This is a genomic window from Maribacter sp. Asnod1-A12, assembly GCF_045063735.1.
In the GTDB taxonomy this organism is placed as follows: domain Bacteria; phylum Bacteroidota; class Bacteroidia; order Flavobacteriales; family Flavobacteriaceae; genus Maribacter.
On the sequence record NZ_JBEFNZ010000006.1, the window covers coordinates 4,088,572 to 4,107,937 of the forward strand.

Consider the following 19,366-nt stretch of genomic DNA (forward strand, 5'->3'; position numbering starts at 1 on the left):
TTTTTGATAAGGTTTACTTTATTAAAAATATTTTTAAAAAATCCTATTTAGCCCTATATACGGGTACTTCATCTATTTACTAATTTTCAAGATGTATTATTACGTATTTTAGCGACCTAATTATTTACAACAGAATGTACAAGTCGTTTTTTAAAGGATTAATTGACAAGATAACAGCAGCAATTTTCCTTTTACTGTTTAGTCCCGTATTTATTATCGTATGGTTGTCGTTATATATATCTAACAACGGTAAACCTTTTTTCTACCAACAAAGACCAGGTAAAAACGGTAAAGTCTTTAAAATTGTAAAGTTCAAATCTATGAACGATAAAAAAGATAAAGATGGCAACCTACTTCCTGATTTTCAGCGTATGACGGCTATCGGTAAATTTATTAGAAATACTTCTTTAGATGAAATACCACAATTAATAAATGTTTTAAGGGGTGATATGAGCTTAATTGGACCAAGACCTTTATTAGTTTCTTATCTACCATTGTATAGTAAAGAACAAAACAAAAGACATTTAGTAAAGCCCGGCATTACCGGTTGGGCCCAAGTAAACGGAAGAAATACGATTTCTTGGGACAAAAAATTTGAGTATGATGTTTGGTACGTAGAACATATATCACTGCTGCTTGATATCAAAATACTCTTTTTGACCTTCAAAAAAGTGTTCAAAAGATCAGACATATCCGCTTCGGACGATACTACCATGGAAAAGTTTGTAGGTAATAATTAACACAATTATAGCTTTATCACGTTATAGTAATAATAATACCTGCAAAGGGTACGTTATACTTTTTGACATATAATTTGTGATAATGAAAACAGTAATGATTTTAGGGGGTGCCAAAGGTGTAGGCAAAGAAATATTGAAGTCGTGCATAGACAAAGGCTACAATGTTGCCTTCAGTGGTAGAAAATCTGCAATTGGCAACCAACTAATACAATCATTAGATGCAGAAGATAGACTCTATTTTCATGAATTAGACCTTAATAAAATAGATGAAATCGAAAATTTTTATCTTGAAACTATTAACCGATTTAAAAAGATAGACTCGTTAATTTTGTATGCAGGTATAACACCGGTTTCCTCAATAATAGACACTGAAGAAGAAATTTATGACAGCGTATTCAATGTCAATCTAAAGGCTCCATTTTTCCTATTAAAACATGTATTAAAATCCATGAAAGAACATAAATCTGGTTCTATTGTTTTCTTTGGTTCTGCACATATGGATTACGGTGAAATAGATAGAGCTGCTTATGCACTAACAAAAAGTTCGCTAAATACATTATCCACTCATATTGCTCATCATTATGCCAAATATGGGATTAGGTCTAACTATTTAGTTATGGGTTGGACAAATACAGAAGGAGAGCTTGAATTAAGAAAAAAAGAAGGAGTCAGCGAAAAAGAGTTACAGCAAAAAGCCTCTAGTATTTTACCAATGGGACGAATGCTAAATACCTTTGACCCTGTACCTGCGGTAATGTATTTTATTTCCGATCAGTCAGAAATGACTACTGGCTCAATCATGCGAATTACTGGAGGAGAATACATATAGCAACCATTTATGAACCAATCATTAGTATTTCATTCTAATTCAGAACTTTTAGAAGGTCCTGTTTTTGACATAGATAACAATTACCTTTACTTTGTTTCTATATTTGATTATCTAGTATACTTTTACGACCCACAGACAAAAGAAATACTAAGTATTAAACTAGACTCTCCCGTTAGTTGTATTTATTTACTTGAAAAAAAGAAAGTATTGGTCGCTTCTAAAAATGGTTTTTATGAAGTTGATTTTAATACCCTGAAAAAGAAATATGTTTTTCAAATCGATATAAAATCTTCAGTTAGATATAATGATGGGATTAAAGACCCCAAAGGAAGATATATTATTGGGACAATGGGTTACCCTGAAGTACAAAAAAATTTAGGTGAAGTTTTTTCATATGAGAATGGGCAGTTTAAAACCATTATAAAAAATACGACTATTTCTAATGGTCTTGCTTTCTCAGAAGATTACAAATGGCTTTACTTTATAGATACACCAACTAAAAAGGTAGCAAAATATACCTACGATATAAATACCGGCGAGGTAGTTTTTGTTGCAGATGTGATTTCATTTATAGGCGAAGGCAGCCCTGATGGTATGTGTATGGACAAAGATGGTATGTTGTGGATTGCAGAATGGGGAGGCGCTTGCGTATCTCAATGGAACCCAAATAACGGAGAAAAAATAAAAGAATTGAAGTTACCTTGTACAAACGTAACAGCTTGCTGTATTGACAACCACGGTAATTTATATGTGACAACCGCAAAATCTGATTCTGTAAATGATATTTATGGTGGTGGACTATACTACCTTGAAATAGATAAAATATAAATTTATGAACCCTGTTAAAGTTAGTGTAATCGTTCCTATTTTTCGAATTGAAAAATACTTACCTAAGTGTATTGACAGCCTCTTGAATCAGTCTTTTTCTGACTTCGAGTTGATATTAGTAGATGACGGTAGTCCAGATAATTGTCCGCAAATTTGTGATGATTATGCCAAAAAAGATTCTCGTATTAAAGTCGTTCATAAAAAAAATGGCGGCCTTGTAAGTGCAAGGAAAGAAGGTTTAAAAAATGCTTCTGGAAAATATATTACGTTTGTCGATGGTGATGACTGGGTAGATATATTCTATCTCGATATTATGTTCAACCTTGCCGACGTTAATGATGCCGACCTTGTTGTAACAGGTCACTTTAGAGAGTTCGACGGAAAAATAGAAACCATTAAACCTAAAATGGTAGGTATTTATGATGAAAAGGAACTAAAATCAAAAATCTTACCTAATGCGATCTATAACGGTGAATTCTGCGAGCATGGTATTTCTACATACGTCTGGAACAAACTATTTAGAAAAGAGTTGTTAGATCAAATTCTTTTTAATGTGCCCGACGATGTGGTTATGGGTGAAGATGCGGCAATTACCTTTTCTTATTTAACCATTTCAAAGAGTCTGGTCATTAGCAGTACGCCTCTATATTATTATAGACAACGCCATGATTCTATTGTAAAATCTGTAGAAAATCCGAAAATTGAATATTATAGACTAGGTCTACTAATGAATTATTTACAGACCAAACTTAAAAATTCTCTAGACGAAAAAAATATTAAAGAACAGATTACTTATTATTTGTATTCACAGATTTTAGTAAGGTCAGGTGGTTTAATTTACGATGACAAGGGAAATCAAATATTCAATCCATTTTTAAATGTCACTCCTAATTCAAAAGTAGTAGTCTATAGTTCAGGTTCTTTTGGTCAGCACATATTATCTACTAATATTAAAAATAACTTTTTTGATGTAGTCGACTGGATCGACATTGATTATCACGAGTTAAATATTGGGGGTAATTTTGTAAAACCAACCAGTTCTATAACAAAGTCAGCGTATGATTATTTGATTATAGCCACTATAAATCCGTCATACTATAAAGACATTAAAAAAGAGCTAAGTCTAATTGGCGTTGATGAAAAAAAGATTATTAAAATCAATACGGATATAAACGAAATAAGCCAACTACTCGTTCAATTAGGGTTTGGTAATGATTTTAAATTTCTAAATAAATAAATTTCATTGAAAGCTTATATTGATGACAATTACAATTTTAAAAAACAAATAAGGTTTTACTTATGAAAAAACTTATCATATTAGGAGGAAATCCTGAAACAGCAATTTTAGTAGATATCGCAATTTCAATGGGCATTTACACTATTGTTGTTGATCCAAACCCAAATGCACCTGCAAAAAAGAATGCGTCTGAAACCTACGACATTGATGGGTTCGAAGTTGATAAAATAGTTCAACTGGCAAAAGACTTAAAAGTCGATGCTGTTTTAGTAGGCGTTGCTGATATTTTAGTTAAGCCGTATGGTGAAATCTGCGAAAAATTAAATATGCCTACTTATGCCAATAAAGAGGCAATAGAAGCATTTTGTAGTAAAGATGGGTTTAAAAAATATTGCGAAAAATTCAATATACAAGATATACCCGGCACCTACCTAGACAATAATTCAAGTATAGAGAAACCAGAAAATATTGCCTACCCTTTAATGATCAAACCAGTTGATAATGGTGGTGGCGTCGGCATGAAAATTTGTAGAGACGATAATGACTTTAAAAATTCTGTAAAAACTGCTTTACAATTCTCTAAAAAAGGTGTAGTTCTCGTAGAAAAATATATGGAATGCGATGATATGGCAGTCTATTATACATTTAGAAATGGAATACCATATCTTTCAGCTACTTATGATAGAATTACAACCAAAATTCAAGGAGATTTTAGTCCTGTTGGTATCGGAGCTATCTATCCTTCTAAAAACACAAGCTTATTTGTTGAAAAAATACACCCTAAATTAAGCGATTTTTTCAAAAAACTAAACATTCAAAATGGGGTTCTAAATCTTCAATTCTTTGTTGAAGATGAAGTCTTTTATGCTTATGATCCGGGCTTTCGATTACAAGGAGAGGCACCACATATTCACTTAGCACATATTAATGGTTTCGATCATAGAAAAATGCTTATTAATTTTGCATTCACAGGTGTTTTAGGAGATGAAGATTTTCCTGAAATGAACGACTACATGTTCAAAGGAAAAAAAGCATGTACAATTTGGGTACTTTTAAAAGAAGGTACCATTGGTTCAATTGAAGGTATCTCTGAAATTAAGGATGACGAAAATGTTATTTTCGTTTTAGACAGGTTTAAAGAAGGTGATGTTGTCAAAAAGGAATGGTTAGGTACTGAAAGACAAGTTTTTTCACGTATATATGTTGTTGCCGATTCTATTGAAGAATTGAATTCTAAAATGACCGATTTTAAAAATAAGCTCATTATTACCGATGATTCTGGCAAAGATATGATATTAACTTGGCCAGAGACTTTTAAATCAGAAAACTACCTTTAAATAAACAGATAGAATTAATTAACGATATAAAACATGGAAAATAAAACTGCCGTTATTACTGGTGGATCTAGAAATATAGGCTTAGCAATTGCTGAGAAATTTTACGCACTCGGTTACAATGTAGCTATTCTAAGTGTTTCGGAAAACAGTGCTAAAAAAGCTGCCAATAATATTGACAAAACTGGCGATAAAGTTATAGGATACAGATGCGATGTTAAAGATGTATCATCTGTAGAAGAAACACTAGCGACAATAAATGCTCACTTCGGTGGCATTGATATTCTTGTAAATAGCGCCGGTATTTTGGATATGAACAGCATAGAGGAAACTTCTATTGAAGAGTGGGACAATGTTATGGCCGTTAATCTTAGAGGTACGTTTACTATGATTCAAAAATCAATTCAATATTTGAAAAAAAGTCAGCATCCGAGAATAATTAATCTATCATCCAACTCTGGTAGAATGGGAGGATTTGAAAACGGAATGGCCTATAGCGCATCAAAAGGAGGTATTATAGCATTAACTTATGGTTTAGCCAGAAGGCTAGCAAAACAAAGAATTACAGTTAACTGTATTGCACCGGGAACTATTGAATCGGATATGTCTGCGGCACGTAGCCCCGAAGTATTGAAAAAATTAAAAGAAAGATTTCCTTTAGAAAGATTTGGAACACCTAAAGAAGTTGCAGCTGCAGCTTGCTATTTTGCAAGTGATGATGCAGGCTTTACTACAGGTTCTGTTCTAGATGTCAATGGAGGATTGTTTATGGGATAAAATTAAAAATATGAAATCAAATATATTAGAAGCATTTAGTTTAGAAGGAAAAAAAGCAATCGTAGTTGGTGGTGCAGGCGACTTAGGCCAAGCCATGGTAGAGGCTATTTCTCAAGCAGGAGCGCAAACTGTTGTCATTGATTTTGATGATAGAGTTTTTGACATTTGCGAAAGTTTTACAAAAGATGGATTACAAGTACATGCGATAAAAGCAGATGTTAGTAAAATAGCTGAAATAAAAGAATCATATCAATCTGCCTTAGACCTATTAGGGGGTAAAGTTGATATTTTAATAAACTCTGCTGGTATTCAAAGAAGATATCCTAGTGAAGATTTTCCAGAAGAAGAATGGAGTAAAGTTATATCAATTAACCTTGATGCTACTTTCTACTACTGTAAGTATGCCGGTAACACTATGATCAAAAATGGTGGCGGTAAAATTATTAACATTGCTTCGTTAATGAGTTTCTTAGGTGGTATTACCATACCTGCATATGCCGCTTCTAAAGGTGGTGTTGGTCAATTGACGAAGGCATTATCAAATGATTGGGCAGCTAAAGGAATCTGCGTTAATGCTATAGCACCTGGTTATATGGATACACAACTTAATACCGCTTTAATAAATGATAAAAAAAGAACTGAAGAAGTTTTTAATAGAGTGCCCATGAAAAGATGGGGTAACGGCGATGATTTGAAAGGATTGACCGTGTTCTTATCTTCATCGGCAAGCGATTACGTTACAGGTACCGTTATACCAGTTGATGGTGGTTATTTAGGACGATAATTTAATCTCAACAGAATACCTAATGTCAATAGTAAAAAAGATTAGGCTAAGTTTACTACACCGAAGTATTTGAACTATTAAAACGGTCTTAAAAAGAATTTAATTAGTTGCTATTTCAACTTTGTATAATTTTACCTTTTTATCAGATAACATAAATTTATCTGTGCATTCATTTAATACGGTAAGCTATAAATTTTTTTCTATTGACATTATTTTTAGACCTTAAACAGTAACCAAAACTAGCAATGAAATTAAGTATCATCATTCCTTTATACAACAAGGAAAAATACATTGAGCGCTGTTTAGATAGTCTTTTATCACAAGGTTTATCTTTCTTGGAATATGAGATTATAATGGTTGATGATGGTTCAATAGACGCAAGCGCACTCGCTGTTAAAAATTATGCCAAGAAAAATTTGAATGTAAACATTCAATTAATTCCACAAAAAAATCAAGGGCCAAGTGCAGCCCGAAATAACGGATTGCTTCAAGCAAAAGGAAGCTATGTGTATTTTTTAGATGCCGATGATTTTCTAACCCAAGGTTCTTTAAGTTACTTATTGAAAATTTGTGAAGAAAATGACTTGGACATTTTAGAATTTGACACTAAAGAAATAGACGAAGGGCTTTTACCTATAGAAAATAGTACCTTACCCAATAACTTTATTGAAGAAAATATTGCGGTATGGAACGGGCACACCTTTATTGAAAATAATGATTTAAGAAATCAAGCTTGGCGTTACTTAATTAAAAAGAGTTATTTACTAGAAACCGGTATTACTTTTATAAAAGAAATGTATGCCTACGAAGATTTAATTTTTACGGCAAATGTTTTTTTACAGTCCAAGAGAATCTCTAAAGTTAACTTTGATGCTCATAGATATATTAAAGTTGCAGGTTCTATAGTAACTACCAAAAATCCAGAAAAAAATCTGGCATTCGTAATTGGCATGGTTAGGGCTGTTGAAGAACTCCATATATTAATCAAAGAACTAGAGATTTCTAAAGAAGAAAATAATCAAGTGATTATAAAACTAAGAGCTAAACAACAAGCCGTGGTCTATGCTTTACTAATTCGTGCTTTTAAGTATAAACTTGATCCAAAGGAAGTGAGTACAATATTGGATAAAATGAATACGTTAGAAGCTTATCCAATTGATTCTAAAAAAGGAACTATAGATAAGGGCAACCTTATTCAAAACTTGGTTTTCTTTCCATTAGTCAATAATAGAAAAAGTTTATTGTTAGCTTTAAAAATGATCAAAAAACTATAATCTCTTTAAAAGAGTTATATAATTATAATGAGGAGCAGAAATCTAAATAGATAATATCACTGTTCTTTAAACTAAAAAAACTAAATATGATTTGCTTCCTTGTACCCGTTAAGAGTGAAAAACTTTCTTCTGATTGGGATAAATTCAGTGAATTGGTTAAACGTAGCCTAAAGTCTATTAACGGACAAAAAGACAAGGATTTTCAGATTGTTGTTGCATGTCATGAACTGCCGGTAGACAAATTAGAACACCCACAAGTACATTACGTTCAAGTAGATTTTGATATCCCACAGTTGACCAATGAAGATTGGGAAAAAGATAGGCAGTTAAAAGAAGGTGATAAAGCCAGAAAGATTCAAGTAGCATTTGATTATGCAAATGAGAATTTTGATGTCGATTACTTTATGGTTGTTGACTCTGATGATTGCATTCATAATGGAATAAGCAAATATGTAAACTCAAGAATAAAGAACGATATTCCTGGTTGGTACGTTAATAAAGGCTACTTCTACACCGAAGGCAGTAAATTTGCCTTTATGATTCGCAGTAATTTCAATGTAAGATGTGGCACATGTATTATTATAAAGAAAGAACTGTTTCAACAAGTATTACAACAAGAACCGTATCTCTATTATTTTCATGAGAAAATAGAATTAGATGATAATCTTTCATTAATACCATACCCGAAACCAGCTGCACTGTATAGTATGGCCAACGGAGAAAACCATTATATGTCTCAATCGAAAATGATGAATTTAGTTAACCAAACTAAATTATTCACCTTAGGGCATATAAAGAGTGTATACTCTAAACTATCTCGGTATAGACCTACGTTTATAGGCGGTCGTTTTAAGAAAACATTTAATTTTTATAAAATTTCATAGTCAACATTTAATATAATTAAATTTAAAAAATTAGTTAACCACTAAAGGTACTAATCAAATAAGACTAGAATCAACCTATTATTTTTTAAATTGAAAAGCTTCAAGTACATTCACAACATATGTGATTATACTTGAAGCTTTCTTTTTCAAATAGCGTTTCAAAATATTTAGTTTACAGAAACTGTAGCTAAACCATTCAATAAACGAATATAATACACAATCTTAAGTAAACTATATTGGTTACCACTGGCATTACATATTGTCTTAATTACTTTTTTGTTATGTTTCTTAGAATCAACAAGTAATAGATTTTTCAATTTATCTGACACTACTACATAGTCAAGTTGTGCATTTCAACGATCTTTTTAATTTATTCTGGTATTTGATAGACCAAAAAGATACTTTCGTCGTAAATAAATTACAGTTTGTCGTTACCATACTCTCCCCCAAATTTAACGGACAACAATTTATTTTGATTTGCATTTTACAATTTCAAATGAAAACTTTTAACTATTTAATTATCAATAACTCCACTAAACATTAATTATGAAATTAAAAATTACTCTTTTATTATTATTACAAGCATTTTGCTTTAATCAGGTCTACGCACAATGTAGTGACGCAGATTTTGAGGAAGAAAATGGAATTGCTATTTTAGAATTGGATTCAAAAACTTCAGGAAGTTGGAATAGAGAATCCACCTCTGGTTCATCTGGGGGATCAGCTTTGACCTACAGAGGGTCTAATTACTTTAATTCACCAGGAAATTCAACAATTACATATCAAGTAAGAATAAGCTCTTCTGGTACTTATAGATTTATTTGGCGTAACAAAATTAGCGTTATAGCTAGTAGTAATGCTAGTACTGAACATAATGATTCTTGGTTAAAAATCAATGCTTCTAATTTTTATGGACAAAGCGGCAGTAGTAGAATTTACCCTGGAGGCTCAGGTAAAACTCCAACTCCAGAAGGTGCAAGCTCAGGAGGATGGTTTAAAGTATATACCAATACTATAGACTGGAGTTACAGTACTAAAACCAGTGACAATGATGCACATGCAGTTTATGCAACATTTAATAGTGCCGGTGTTTACACCATTCAAGTTTCTGCAAGATCTAATGGTCATACAATTGATAGAATGGTACTTTATAAAGAAAGTAGCTATTCTGCAGCACAAGCTGAAAGTTTATCTAGAGCAGAGACTACATGTTCTGGTGGTACGACTACGCCTACCCCAACTCCTACAACAAATGAAGCACCTACAGTTAACATTACAAGTCCTAGTAATGGACAAAACATTAATGAAGGTAGCTCGGTAACAGTTCAATTGTCTTCTAGCGACGCTGATGGAAATATTTCTGATCATGAAATCTATGTTAATAACGTTTTAGTAGATACAGATGGTGTAAATTATAGTCCTTATACCATATCGAATATTCAATCTGGCAGCTATACTATAAGAGCGGTAGTAACCGATAGCAATGGTGAATCTGATTCTAGCACCGTTAGCATTACTGTTGATGATGATAATGATGATACCGACCCTACACCTGACCCAGATCCAGATCCAACGCCACCAACATCAAATTCAGCGCCATCTGTAAGTTTTACGAATCTGTCAAATGGTCAAAGTTTTACAGCTGGATCAAATGTTTCTGTTAACTTAAATTCAAGTGATTCAGATGGTAGTATTGTAACTCATCAAATTTTCGTGAACGATGCGTTGGTTGACACCGATGGATCTTCTTATACGTCTCACATAATCGAAGGTATAACTGCAGGAAGTTATTCTATTAGAGCAACAGTTACAGATAATTCTGGTGAAACTACATCTAACACCGTAGTTATTACAGTATTTGATGACGATGAGCCAGTAACAAACCCAACACCTCCTTCATCTGATGATGCACCATCTGTAAGTTTCACTAATCTTACCAATGGTCAAAGTTTTACTGCGGGAGCTGACGTTTCAGTTAATTTAAATGCAACCGATTCTGATGGTAGCGTAGTTAAATATGAGATATTCGTTAATGGTAGTTTGGTAGACACAGATGGTTCTAATTATACTCCATATGTTATTAGTAGTGCTAGCGCAGGAAATTATGAAATTAGTGCAACGGTTACCGATGATGACAATAATACCAACACTGCTAGTGTAAATATAGTAGTAGGTTCAGGTGGAACTACTCCTACTCCTCCAACAAATGGAAATCAAGCTCCAACAGTTCAAATAACCTCGCTAAGTGAAGGTCAAACTATTTCTATAGGGCAAGAAGTTTTTGTAAGCGTTACGGCCAATGATAGTGATGGTACTGTTACAATGTATCAAGTTTACATTAATGGCGATTTAGTTGACACAGATGGGGCTGTTTATACTTCTCATCCATTTCAAGAATCATCTTCTGGTAACTACCAAATCGAAGTAGTTGTTACAGACGATAAAGGCGCAACAGGTTCTGACCTTGTAAATGTAGTTGTTGGTTCTGTATCTAACCCAACTACGCCTACCGTACCTTCTCTTACACTAAACCTGATTAATGCGACATCTAATACAAATATTAGTACATTAACAGATGGTGCTTCTTTAAACAGTTCTGATGCTCAGAACATTAATGTTAGAGCAAACGTACCTTCAAACAGCCAAAGCGTTTTATTTCAACTTTCAGGAGCAAAAACTGAAACTAGATATGAAAATGTAGCACCTTATGCTTTATTCGGTGATGAAGGTGGAAATTATGTAGCCACAACTTTATCAAATGGATCATACCAGTTAGTAGTTTCTGCTTATTCAGGTACAAATGGTAGTGGTTCACTTGTTGCTACAGAAACAATAAGTTTTGTTGTAGGTTCTGTTACTAATAAAACAGCATTTGCGTTCCCTAACCCAGTTCTTACTGATGGTAAAGTTTCTGTTCATTTACCAGAAGGTAATGGCGGTGACTACATATATAGCGTTTCTAATGCTATGGGTGTATTAATTGAAAAAGGTTCTTTTACAGCTAATAAATCTGAAACAGATGTTAGCCTAGAGCTATCAAATGTTGGAAGACAAACTAAAGGTGTATACTATTTAAGTATTAGCACAGGGGGAAATAATCAGGTTATTCCTCTTTTAAGAAAATAAACAAAGGTTTATTAAATAGAAAAGTCGGCTTCTAAATTTAGTTGCCGACTTTTTTTATTAGAGGTTATTCTTTGAAAAAACATAGTTTCCAAACCAGCCATTTAACTAGCGTTGATAATTTTATTGAACTTAGACTTGAGATTTAAATAGATATTTAATATAGCTCGGTAGATATCTTTGAAATAGTTATTTTTACCACTAACAGTATCGCTATAAATACTAATAACTTAAAATTTTAAAGACATTAACTACCGTGGTTAATAATAGTTTAATCACTTTTACATTAATGCTTTTTCAAAATAAAACATATAAAAAGAGCCTTAAAGCTAATTGTATAATGAAAAAAGGTTGTGTTCTATTATTTGTAATATTTATCTTTCAATCATGCGGTATTGATACAGATGTTCTAGAGTATTCTGAATCAGAAGTCGATGAAGAATTTGACATCATATTATTATATCCTGAGAATAATTCAAGTGACCCAGAAGGCACTATTGTTTCAAATACAGAAAATGAGCTTGAATTTGAATGGAAAGATAAAGATGGTGAAACTTATAGTCCATATAACTTACAACTAGTAAATCTTTTAAACAACGACACTATAGTATATGAAAGCCTAGAAACCCAAACAACAATATCTCTTCAATTAGGCGTATCATATTCTTGGTATGTAACAGGTGTATCTAATAGTATAAGTGATATTTGGGTATTTGACAATCTAGGTATACAAAACGAGTCTGTATTCCCTGAACCTGCTACGGCAGTATCTCCTGTTTCTGGCGCATCAATATCTCAAACTAGTACTACAGTTAATCTAATTTGGCAATCGGAAGATGTTAATATTATTGGTTTTGACTTATATTTTGGTGAAAGTGAAAATCCTGATTTTTTTGCTGAAGATATTACAGAGACCAGATTTAATGATATTTCTGTTGAAGCGAATAAAGTCTATTATTGGAAGATAGTAACTAAAAATAGTATCGGTAACGAATCAACATCAGAGGTGTTTACTTTTAGCGTAGGGTAATTAAAACCTAGGTAAAATATAAGTATTAACCTTACCTCCTCCACAAATTTGCATAAATTATCTATATAAAAAAACCGATAAATGACAAATCTCATTTATCGGTTTTTTATGTTTTAAAATTCTGTTAGAACTCTACAATAACAAACTCAGAACGTCTATTAATTGCATGTTTTTCTTCAGGACAAAAAGTACTATCATCACATTCATTTAGTAACATAGTCTCACCATATGCTTCAGTAGTCAATTTATCTTCAGATATACCTTTTGTTAATAAATAAGCTTTGGTTTTATCAACCCTACGCTGCGATAACCAGTCATTATATTTAGACGTTCCTCTCGAATCGGTATGTGAGGTGATTTTTAGCGTTAAAGTCGGTATTTCCTCTAAAACCTGAGCTAAAGAATCTAAAACCTTTTTAGATGATGTATTTACTACAGAAGAATTTAATCCGAAATATACATTACCCAAATTCTCGATTTTAGACTTAATTTCTGCCTTACGTTTATTAATAGCATCTACTTTAGCTTTTTCAGCTGCCGCTAATGCATCTTCTTCTTTTTGCTTTTTCAGTCTTTCTGCTAACAAAGCTTCATCTCTTAAACGATTAACTTCATTAATTGAATCTGTTTGACGTTGCTTTTCTTTTTCTATCGCGGCTAATAATTCTAGCTTTTCTTCTCCTCGTTTTGAAAGTCCTTTTTCAATTCCAAATTGATATACAACTCCTGCAGCATGTTGAATATGATTAGTAGCACCTTCACCTTGACTCATAGCCCATTTACCAGTAGAATTAAAGTCTAACCCCCATCTGTCTGAAAACCAAGTTCTAAAACCTACAACAGCATTATAGGTACCTCTACCTTTATTATTTGCATCTGTATACCCGGCACCAATACCAACATACGGATCAAACCAACCTGTTTCACCGATAATTTTATTAATATCATAAGTAACCCTACCATCAAAACCAAAATAACTAATATCTTCTAAGTTAATTTCTCCATCAATGATATTACCTTCTTTATACTCATTATAAGTTCCTATCGCTTCTAAGCCAAGACCACTTTTAAAATACCTTCCGATGCTAACTCGAGAAGGAAAAGGTACTATATTCCATTCCTCACCTACATTAAAAATCCCATCAAAAACGTTACCCGAATCATCGACAGCATTAAAGCCAACTCCGAAAATCCATGAGCTTTGTACAATACTATCTTTCGCCGTAATTTGAAGCTCATCTTGAGCAAAAGTGATAGATGAAACCATGAACAGAAATAAAAAACTAAAAATTTTAGCAGTTTTCATAATTATAAATTTGGGTTATAAAATGTAAAATTAGTTGTAGATGAGTTAGTTGACAAATAATCACTGTATACAGCAATTAAAATCGTTAGTTAGTTGAATGTAGAATTTTTATCGACTAATTACTTTTTTATTTTTAAACTTTTAGCACTCAAAGGCAGCTTATATATACTAAAAGGACTTACTAATTGATTAGCAGCTACTTTTAAGTTTTTTTCATTTAACTTTTGAACTTGCAAATAATCTGCATTTTCGCTTAATTCTAAATTAGCAAAATTAGAGGCTGTACTATCTCCACACCAAATAAGAATCATTTCCATATTAAAATCTATAAATGGTGGTGTCAATCCAGGTTTTCTTGTTCGGTTTATTTTACCATAGAAAGCATTAAGCTCTTTCTGATTTTTTATTAAAAAAAAATCTTCTTGCTCAAATCCGCTATAGGTTTCGTTTAAAATAAGTTCCATACCCTTGTCATCAACTTCTTGCAAACTACTTTGCGCAGTACTTTTACAAGAATTCAATTGCAATATTGTCACTATAAATAAGCAAAGAGAATACCTATGCATTTTTAAATCTACCTTTAAAAGCCCTTTCGTAAACATCCTCATAAAGCGGAACTATCTTTTGAATATCAAAACGCTGTGCTTCTTCTAGGGCATTAAGCTTAAACCTTTCTAAAACAGCATCATTTTTTAAGATGGTGATTGCCTTTGCTGCCATATCATTAATATCACCAACATCACTTAAAAAACCACTTACCCCTTCAGTATTCACTTCTGGTATACCACCTGCATTACTAGAAATTACAGGCACTTTATTAATCATAGCCTCAAGTGCTGCAAGTCCAAAACTTTCTGATTGTGAAGGCAATAGAAATAAATCAGAAAAACATAAAATTTTATCAATCTCATTACTGTTTCCTAAGAAAATAACTTTATCAGCTATGCCTAATTCTTCGCACAAACGTTCAGCCCCAGCTTTTTCTGGACCCTCACCTACCATAATTAATTTTGACGGAATTTCTAATTGTATTTTACTGAAAATTTTTATGACATCAGGTATGCGTTTTACCTTTCTAAAGTTACTTATATGTGTTACTATACGCTCCTCATCGGTTGCCATGTTAGATCTTTGACAATCGGTAAATGAAGTACTGTATTTTTTAGCATCAATAAAATTAGGAATAACCTCTATATCGCCATGAATATCAAAAGTATCTAACGTTCCTTGTTTTAGACTTTCAGATACAGAAGTAACTACATCAGACTGATTTATACTAAACGTAACCGCTGGCTTATAAAATGGATGTTTACCTACTAAAGTAATATCAGTACCGTGTAACGTTGTAATCATAGGTACATAAATACCCTCTTCTTCTAACATCTTCTTCGCCATATAACCAGCATAAGCATGGGGTATGGCATAATGTACATGCAAGAGGTCTATTTTATGAAGTTTTATAGTATCGACCAACTTACTTGATAATGCAAGCTCGTAAGGTTGATAATGAAAGAGTGGATATTCTGGCACATGAACTTCATGAAAGAAGATTTTATTACTCAACAACTCTAAACGAACCGGTTGTTTATATGTGATAAAATGAATTTCATGACCTCTATTTGCCAATGCAATTCCTAATTCTGTTGCTACAACACCACTACCACCAAAGGTAGGGTAACATACTATTGCTATTTTCATCACAACAAAATTACCTATTTAATTCAGAATTGAATCGTAAATAGCTTGTTGAATTCTTGTTCTTAACCCAGATTTAACTAAAAGTGTGTTCGATGCGGAAGGATACGTTCTGTTGGATAAAAATACATATACAATTTCTTCTTCTGGATCCGCCCAAGTGTATGTACCTGTAAAACCACTATGCCCAAAACTTTTTCTAGAAACACAACCACAAGTCGGACCACTATGCTGTAATTGTGGTTTATCGAATCCTACTCCCCTACGAACATTGTTATCACAAAAATAGCAAGTGTTGAATTTTTTGACCGTTCTAGAATCAAAAAACTTAGTGCCACCATAATAACCATCTTGAAGATACATTTGCATTATTTTGGCAATATCATTCGAGTTGCTAAAAAGACCGGCATGACCACCAACACCCGATTGCATAGCGGCACCCATATCATGAACATACCCCTGAACAGTACCATATCTATAATAATCATCTTCTTCTGATGGAACAATCATATTTTTATCGAACTTCTCCAAAGGGTTATATGTAGTATGATCAGCTCCTATTCTATTGTATAAAAAATTATTAGTTAATCCATCTAGTCGTTGATTGTAACTATCCTCAATTACTTTTTTCATAACATAATAAGGAACGTCACTATAGCGATACCTATTAGACTTTAAATCTTGTCTTCCTATTCTGTTATAGATAGAATCTTTGTATGCATCTATCAAGTACAAATTATCATAAACCTTAGTAGAGAAACCTGGAGAGGGCGAACTTCTGTAAAACTCGCTTGATGGCTTCTTATTTTTATCTAATGTTCTAATATAAAAAGGAATCCAAGCAGGTAATCGCCCATAATGAGAAAGCGCCTTTAATACTGTTACATTTTTAATTTCGGTATTAGAATAGTTAGGTACTAACTCTTCAAAAGTATTATTCAAGCCTATTCGCCCCTCTTCTTCCATTTTCATTACCATAGGTAACGTCGCCAATATTTTCGTTAAGGAAGCTAAATCATATATATAATCATTGGTTATATTTTCTTTAGAATTATAAGTCGGCTTACCAAATCCTTTTTGATAAATTACTTTGCCTTTTCTAGCCACTAAGACTTGAGCACCCGGAAACATTAAGCTATCTAAACCATGCTTCATTAATTCATCTATTCGCTCCAAGCCTTTAGAACTCATACCTACTCGCTCAGGTACGCTATAACCCAACCTGCTTAAAGTCTTGACTTCAAAACCTGTATGAACAGGAAAATCTTCGTGAGCACTTACTGGCAACTTACCTGAAGTACCAACTGCACCAAACAAAATTTCAGCCGCTTTCTCTTGTGCTATATCGCTATTCTGGTAAGCCATCACTACAGCGTCAATCCCTTTAAAAGAACTAATATCTGATAAAGCATATGGTTTTGCAAAAACACATAAAATCATATTAGCTGTTCTTTCATTTCCGATCTCTTGTAACCAATTTAATTCTTTGGTTGAAAATTTATATGATTTCCACGGACTTTCATTACTCTTATGATGACCAACAATAACTAAATTGAAATCCTTTAGCTTTGTTTTTAAAGTATTTATATCATTTGCCTCAACCACTGTAACATTTGCATAATTTTTTAAACCTTTTACAAATGCTTCATTATCCGCATCGCCCATTTTTACATAAGCAATTTTTTTATTATCCAGATTTTTAATTGAAAGCAAATCTAATTTGTTCTTTACAACAGTAATTGCATTTTCAATAGCTTGCTCATAAATAATATCATCTTCAAGACTATTTAAATCAGAATACAAATTATTAAGAGCAATTGGTTTATACATATTTAAACCTGCCTTATATTTTGCCGACAATATTTTTTTGACAGAATACGCCAAACGTTCTTCTGTCAATTTCCCTCTATCGTATGCCTTTGTAAGTTTTTCTTTAGCACTAACGATATTTTCTGGCATCAATAGCATATCATTACCGGCCATAAATGCAGCCAGTTCAACCGATCCATCTTTACCTGTAGTAGATACACCCTTCATATTAAGTGCATCAGTAAAAATCAAACCTTCATACCCTAGTTGTTCTTTTAAAATACCCGAAATGATTTGTTCAGACAATGAAGACGGCAATCCTTTCTTCATTTCAAGCGCTGGCACTTCTAAATGAGCAACCATAATACTACTTAAACCTGAGTTAATCAACTTCTTAAAGGGATACAGCTCTAGACTATCCAACCTTTGTATAGAAAAAGGAATGACCGGTAAGTTATGGTGGGAATCTACTTCAGTATCTCCATGCCCAGGGAAATGTTTGCCATTTGCAAGAACGCCGGCATTTTCCATGCCTTTTGCAAATGCGGTTCCTTTAGAAACGACATTATCACGGTCTTCTCCAAAAGAACGATTACCAATAATAGGGTTTTTAGGATTTGTATTAATATCTAAGTCTGGAGCAAAATTAATATGCACCCCTAAACGTTTAGCATGCTTACCAATTTGATAGCCTACTTTTTCAACAATAGAATTATCTTGAATTGCACCTAATGTCATATTCCACGGGAATGCGTATGTAGAGTCTAATCGCATAGAAAGACCCCATTCAGCATCCATACCTACTAATAAAGGAATTTTTGAAACCGCTTGATAATCGTTAGTAAGTTTTGCCTGACGCACAGGTCCACCTTTTGAAAAAATAACTCCACCTAAATTTTCTCGAACAATCAAGTTTTTAATTTGATCAGTAGCTTGCTTACTTTGATTAGAAGCTACGCTTACCATAAATAATTGCCCTAACTTTTGGTCTAAGTTCATTTGAGCGTACTGGCTATCAACCCATGCTTTTTGAGAAAGACTGTCATTGGTCGTTAAAGGGTTTTGAGCCAAAATACCAGAATAGCAAAATAACCCACAAATAATTATAAAAATATGGCGCATAAAAATATATGTACAGAGATAACTATTACGGATTGAAATTATTGCATTTCATCGATAAAACCCAATAAATTCTGATACTTAAGAAGAAATTATGTTAAAGGAAACGAGCGTGCCAACTCTCGGAAGCAGGTACTTCCCAATGCTCAATATACTCCCCTTTATTGGTTACCAGATTGTTGAATACAATTGTATTTTTAGAAACCGCTTTTTGTTTGGCCATTGTCTTGAAATCTATAAGACTTTTATAAGCAACAAATTCACCTTGTTTATAAGAAACATTCATTTTGTCTAGCAACAATACATCATATTTCTTTTCTAATGCTTGAATAAAACGAACAGATGCATCTATTGAACACCCTGTTGCCCCCTGTTTAGTTTGATCAAGTGCAATTACAATAAAACGTTTATACTTAATTTCATAACCTGCGTTTAAATCATTACCATGTGCGGTCCATGAAGTTAAAAAAGTATCTAAGTCCAGTCCAATTTCAGCCATCTCTTTTTCAGAAAATGAACGATTACATTGGTATATCCAAACTCTTGCGGTATCTGGTAATATATTGAATTTTACTAGCAATTTGAATTTCTTTAAAA

Annotated in this window: 16 protein-coding genes; 11 read left to right on the forward strand and 5 right to left on the reverse strand. The window is 32.8% G+C overall.

The features are described from left to right. Nucleotides 1-134: 134 nt before the first annotated feature. The 11 genes from ACJJVP_RS17535 (at nt 135) to ACJJVP_RS17585 (ending at nt 12,840) form a co-directional block, all read left to right on the forward strand. Nucleotides 135-740: a sugar transferase gene (locus ACJJVP_RS17535; protein WP_405415806.1), complete on the forward strand. Its 606-nt coding sequence runs from the start codon at nt 135-137 to the stop codon at nt 738-740. 82 nt (nt 741-822) lie between these two features. Further along, nucleotides 823-1,569 carry an SDR family NAD(P)-dependent oxidoreductase gene (locus ACJJVP_RS17540; RefSeq protein ID WP_405415808.1) on the forward strand — a complete coding sequence of 249 codons (747 nt, stop codon included), beginning with the start codon at nt 823-825 and terminating at the stop codon, nt 1,567-1,569. 9 nt (nt 1,570-1,578) lie between these two features. Further along, complete coding sequence (locus ACJJVP_RS17545; RefSeq protein WP_405415809.1) at nt 1,579-2,397, forward strand: SMP-30/gluconolactonase/LRE family protein; 819 nt, start codon at nt 1,579-1,581, stop codon at nt 2,395-2,397. Nucleotides 2,398-2,401: 4 nt separating this feature from the next. Then, complete coding sequence (locus ACJJVP_RS17550) at nt 2,402-3,634, forward strand: glycosyltransferase family 2 protein (RefSeq protein ID WP_405415810.1); 1,233 nt, start codon at nt 2,402-2,404, stop codon at nt 3,632-3,634. A gap of 62 nt (nt 3,635-3,696) precedes the next feature. Then, nucleotides 3,697-4,971, forward strand: a complete 1,275-nt coding sequence (locus ACJJVP_RS17555) for a carbamoyl-phosphate-synthetase (protein ID WP_405415812.1) — start codon at nt 3,697-3,699, stop codon at nt 4,969-4,971. A 33-nt stretch (nt 4,972-5,004) separates the two neighbouring features. Then, nucleotides 5,005-5,745, forward strand: a complete 741-nt coding sequence (locus ACJJVP_RS17560; RefSeq protein ID WP_405415814.1) for an SDR family NAD(P)-dependent oxidoreductase — start codon at nt 5,005-5,007, stop codon at nt 5,743-5,745. A 10-nt stretch (nt 5,746-5,755) separates the two neighbouring features. Then, nucleotides 5,756-6,529, forward strand: coding sequence for an SDR family oxidoreductase (locus tag ACJJVP_RS17565; protein WP_405415817.1), 774 nt, complete (start codon nt 5,756-5,758; stop codon nt 6,527-6,529). Nucleotides 6,530-6,774: 245 nt separating this feature from the next. Further along, nucleotides 6,775-7,803, forward strand: coding sequence for a glycosyltransferase (locus tag ACJJVP_RS17570; RefSeq protein WP_405415820.1), 1,029 nt, complete (start codon nt 6,775-6,777; stop codon nt 7,801-7,803). An 86-nt stretch (nt 7,804-7,889) separates the two neighbouring features. Further along, a complete protein-coding gene (locus tag ACJJVP_RS17575; RefSeq protein ID WP_405415822.1) occupies nt 7,890-8,687 on the forward strand; it encodes a hypothetical protein in 798 nt (265 codons plus the stop codon). A gap of 546 nt (nt 8,688-9,233) precedes the next feature. Continuing rightward, entirely contained in the window at nt 9,234-11,813 is a 2,580-nt protein-coding gene (locus tag ACJJVP_RS17580) for an Ig-like domain-containing protein (protein WP_405415823.1), read from the forward strand. Nucleotides 11,814-12,150: 337 nt separating this feature from the next. Further along, nucleotides 12,151-12,840, forward strand: a complete 690-nt coding sequence (locus tag ACJJVP_RS17585; protein ID WP_405415825.1) for a hypothetical protein — start codon at nt 12,151-12,153, stop codon at nt 12,838-12,840. Nucleotides 12,841-12,964: 124 nt separating this feature from the next. Here the strand turns inward: ACJJVP_RS17585 and ACJJVP_RS17590 are convergent, their stop codons facing one another. The 5 genes from ACJJVP_RS17590 to ACJJVP_RS17610 form a co-directional block, all read right to left on the reverse strand. Next, nucleotides 12,965-14,146, reverse strand: coding sequence for an OmpA family protein (locus ACJJVP_RS17590; protein ID WP_405415827.1), 1,182 nt, complete (start codon nt 14,144-14,146; stop codon nt 12,965-12,967). Between the two features lie 119 nt (nt 14,147-14,265). Then, nucleotides 14,266-14,634, reverse strand: coding sequence for a hypothetical protein (locus ACJJVP_RS17595; RefSeq protein WP_405415828.1), 369 nt, complete (start codon nt 14,632-14,634; stop codon nt 14,266-14,268). A gap of 70 nt (nt 14,635-14,704) precedes the next feature. Next, nucleotides 14,705-15,844, reverse strand: coding sequence for an N-acetyl-alpha-D-glucosaminyl L-malate synthase BshA (gene bshA / locus ACJJVP_RS17600; protein ID WP_405415830.1), 1,140 nt, complete (start codon nt 15,842-15,844; stop codon nt 14,705-14,707). A gap of 18 nt (nt 15,845-15,862) precedes the next feature. Further along, a complete protein-coding gene (locus ACJJVP_RS17605; protein WP_405415833.1) occupies nt 15,863-18,772 on the reverse strand; it encodes a glycoside hydrolase family 3 N-terminal domain-containing protein in 2,910 nt (969 codons plus the stop codon). 94 nt (nt 18,773-18,866) lie between these two features. Then, nucleotides 18,867-19,349: an ABC transporter ATPase gene (locus tag ACJJVP_RS17610; RefSeq protein WP_405415835.1), complete on the reverse strand. Its 483-nt coding sequence runs from the start codon at nt 19,347-19,349 to the stop codon at nt 18,867-18,869. Nucleotides 19,350-19,366: the final 17 nt, after the last annotated feature.

What these genes read in the sequence shown, in the direction of transcription:
- ACJJVP_RS17545 (WP_405415809.1), top strand. Translation starts at nt 1,579, where the DNA reads ATGAACCAATCATTAGTATTTCATTCTAATTCAGAACTTTTAGAAGGT.
- ACJJVP_RS17585 (WP_405415825.1), top strand. Translation starts at nt 12,151, where the DNA reads ATGAAAAAAGGTTGTGTTCTATTATTTGTAATATTTATCTTTCAATCA.
- ACJJVP_RS17560 (WP_405415814.1), top strand. Translation starts at nt 5,005, where the DNA reads ATGGAAAATAAAACTGCCGTTATTACTGGTGGATCTAGAAATATAGGC.
- ACJJVP_RS17535 (WP_405415806.1), top strand. Translation starts at nt 135, where the DNA reads ATGTACAAGTCGTTTTTTAAAGGATTAATTGACAAGATAACAGCAGCA.
- ACJJVP_RS17555 (WP_405415812.1), top strand. Translation starts at nt 3,697, where the DNA reads ATGAAAAAACTTATCATATTAGGAGGAAATCCTGAAACAGCAATTTTA.
- ACJJVP_RS17605 (WP_405415833.1), bottom strand. Translation starts at nt 18,772, where the DNA reads ATGCGCCATATTTTTATAATTATTTGTGGGTTATTTTGCTATTCTGGT.
- ACJJVP_RS17570 (WP_405415820.1), top strand. Translation starts at nt 6,775, where the DNA reads ATGAAATTAAGTATCATCATTCCTTTATACAACAAGGAAAAATACATT.
- ACJJVP_RS17575 (WP_405415822.1), top strand. Translation starts at nt 7,890, where the DNA reads ATGATTTGCTTCCTTGTACCCGTTAAGAGTGAAAAACTTTCTTCTGAT.
- bshA (WP_405415830.1), bottom strand. Translation starts at nt 15,844, where the DNA reads ATGAAAATAGCAATAGTATGTTACCCTACCTTTGGTGGTAGTGGTGTT.
- ACJJVP_RS17540 (WP_405415808.1), top strand. Translation starts at nt 823, where the DNA reads ATGAAAACAGTAATGATTTTAGGGGGTGCCAAAGGTGTAGGCAAAGAA.
- ACJJVP_RS17590 (WP_405415827.1), bottom strand. Translation starts at nt 14,146, where the DNA reads ATGAAAACTGCTAAAATTTTTAGTTTTTTATTTCTGTTCATGGTTTCA.
- ACJJVP_RS17550 (WP_405415810.1), top strand. Translation starts at nt 2,402, where the DNA reads ATGAACCCTGTTAAAGTTAGTGTAATCGTTCCTATTTTTCGAATTGAA.
- ACJJVP_RS17580 (WP_405415823.1), top strand. Translation starts at nt 9,234, where the DNA reads ATGAAATTAAAAATTACTCTTTTATTATTATTACAAGCATTTTGCTTT.
- ACJJVP_RS17565 (WP_405415817.1), top strand. Translation starts at nt 5,756, where the DNA reads ATGAAATCAAATATATTAGAAGCATTTAGTTTAGAAGGAAAAAAAGCA.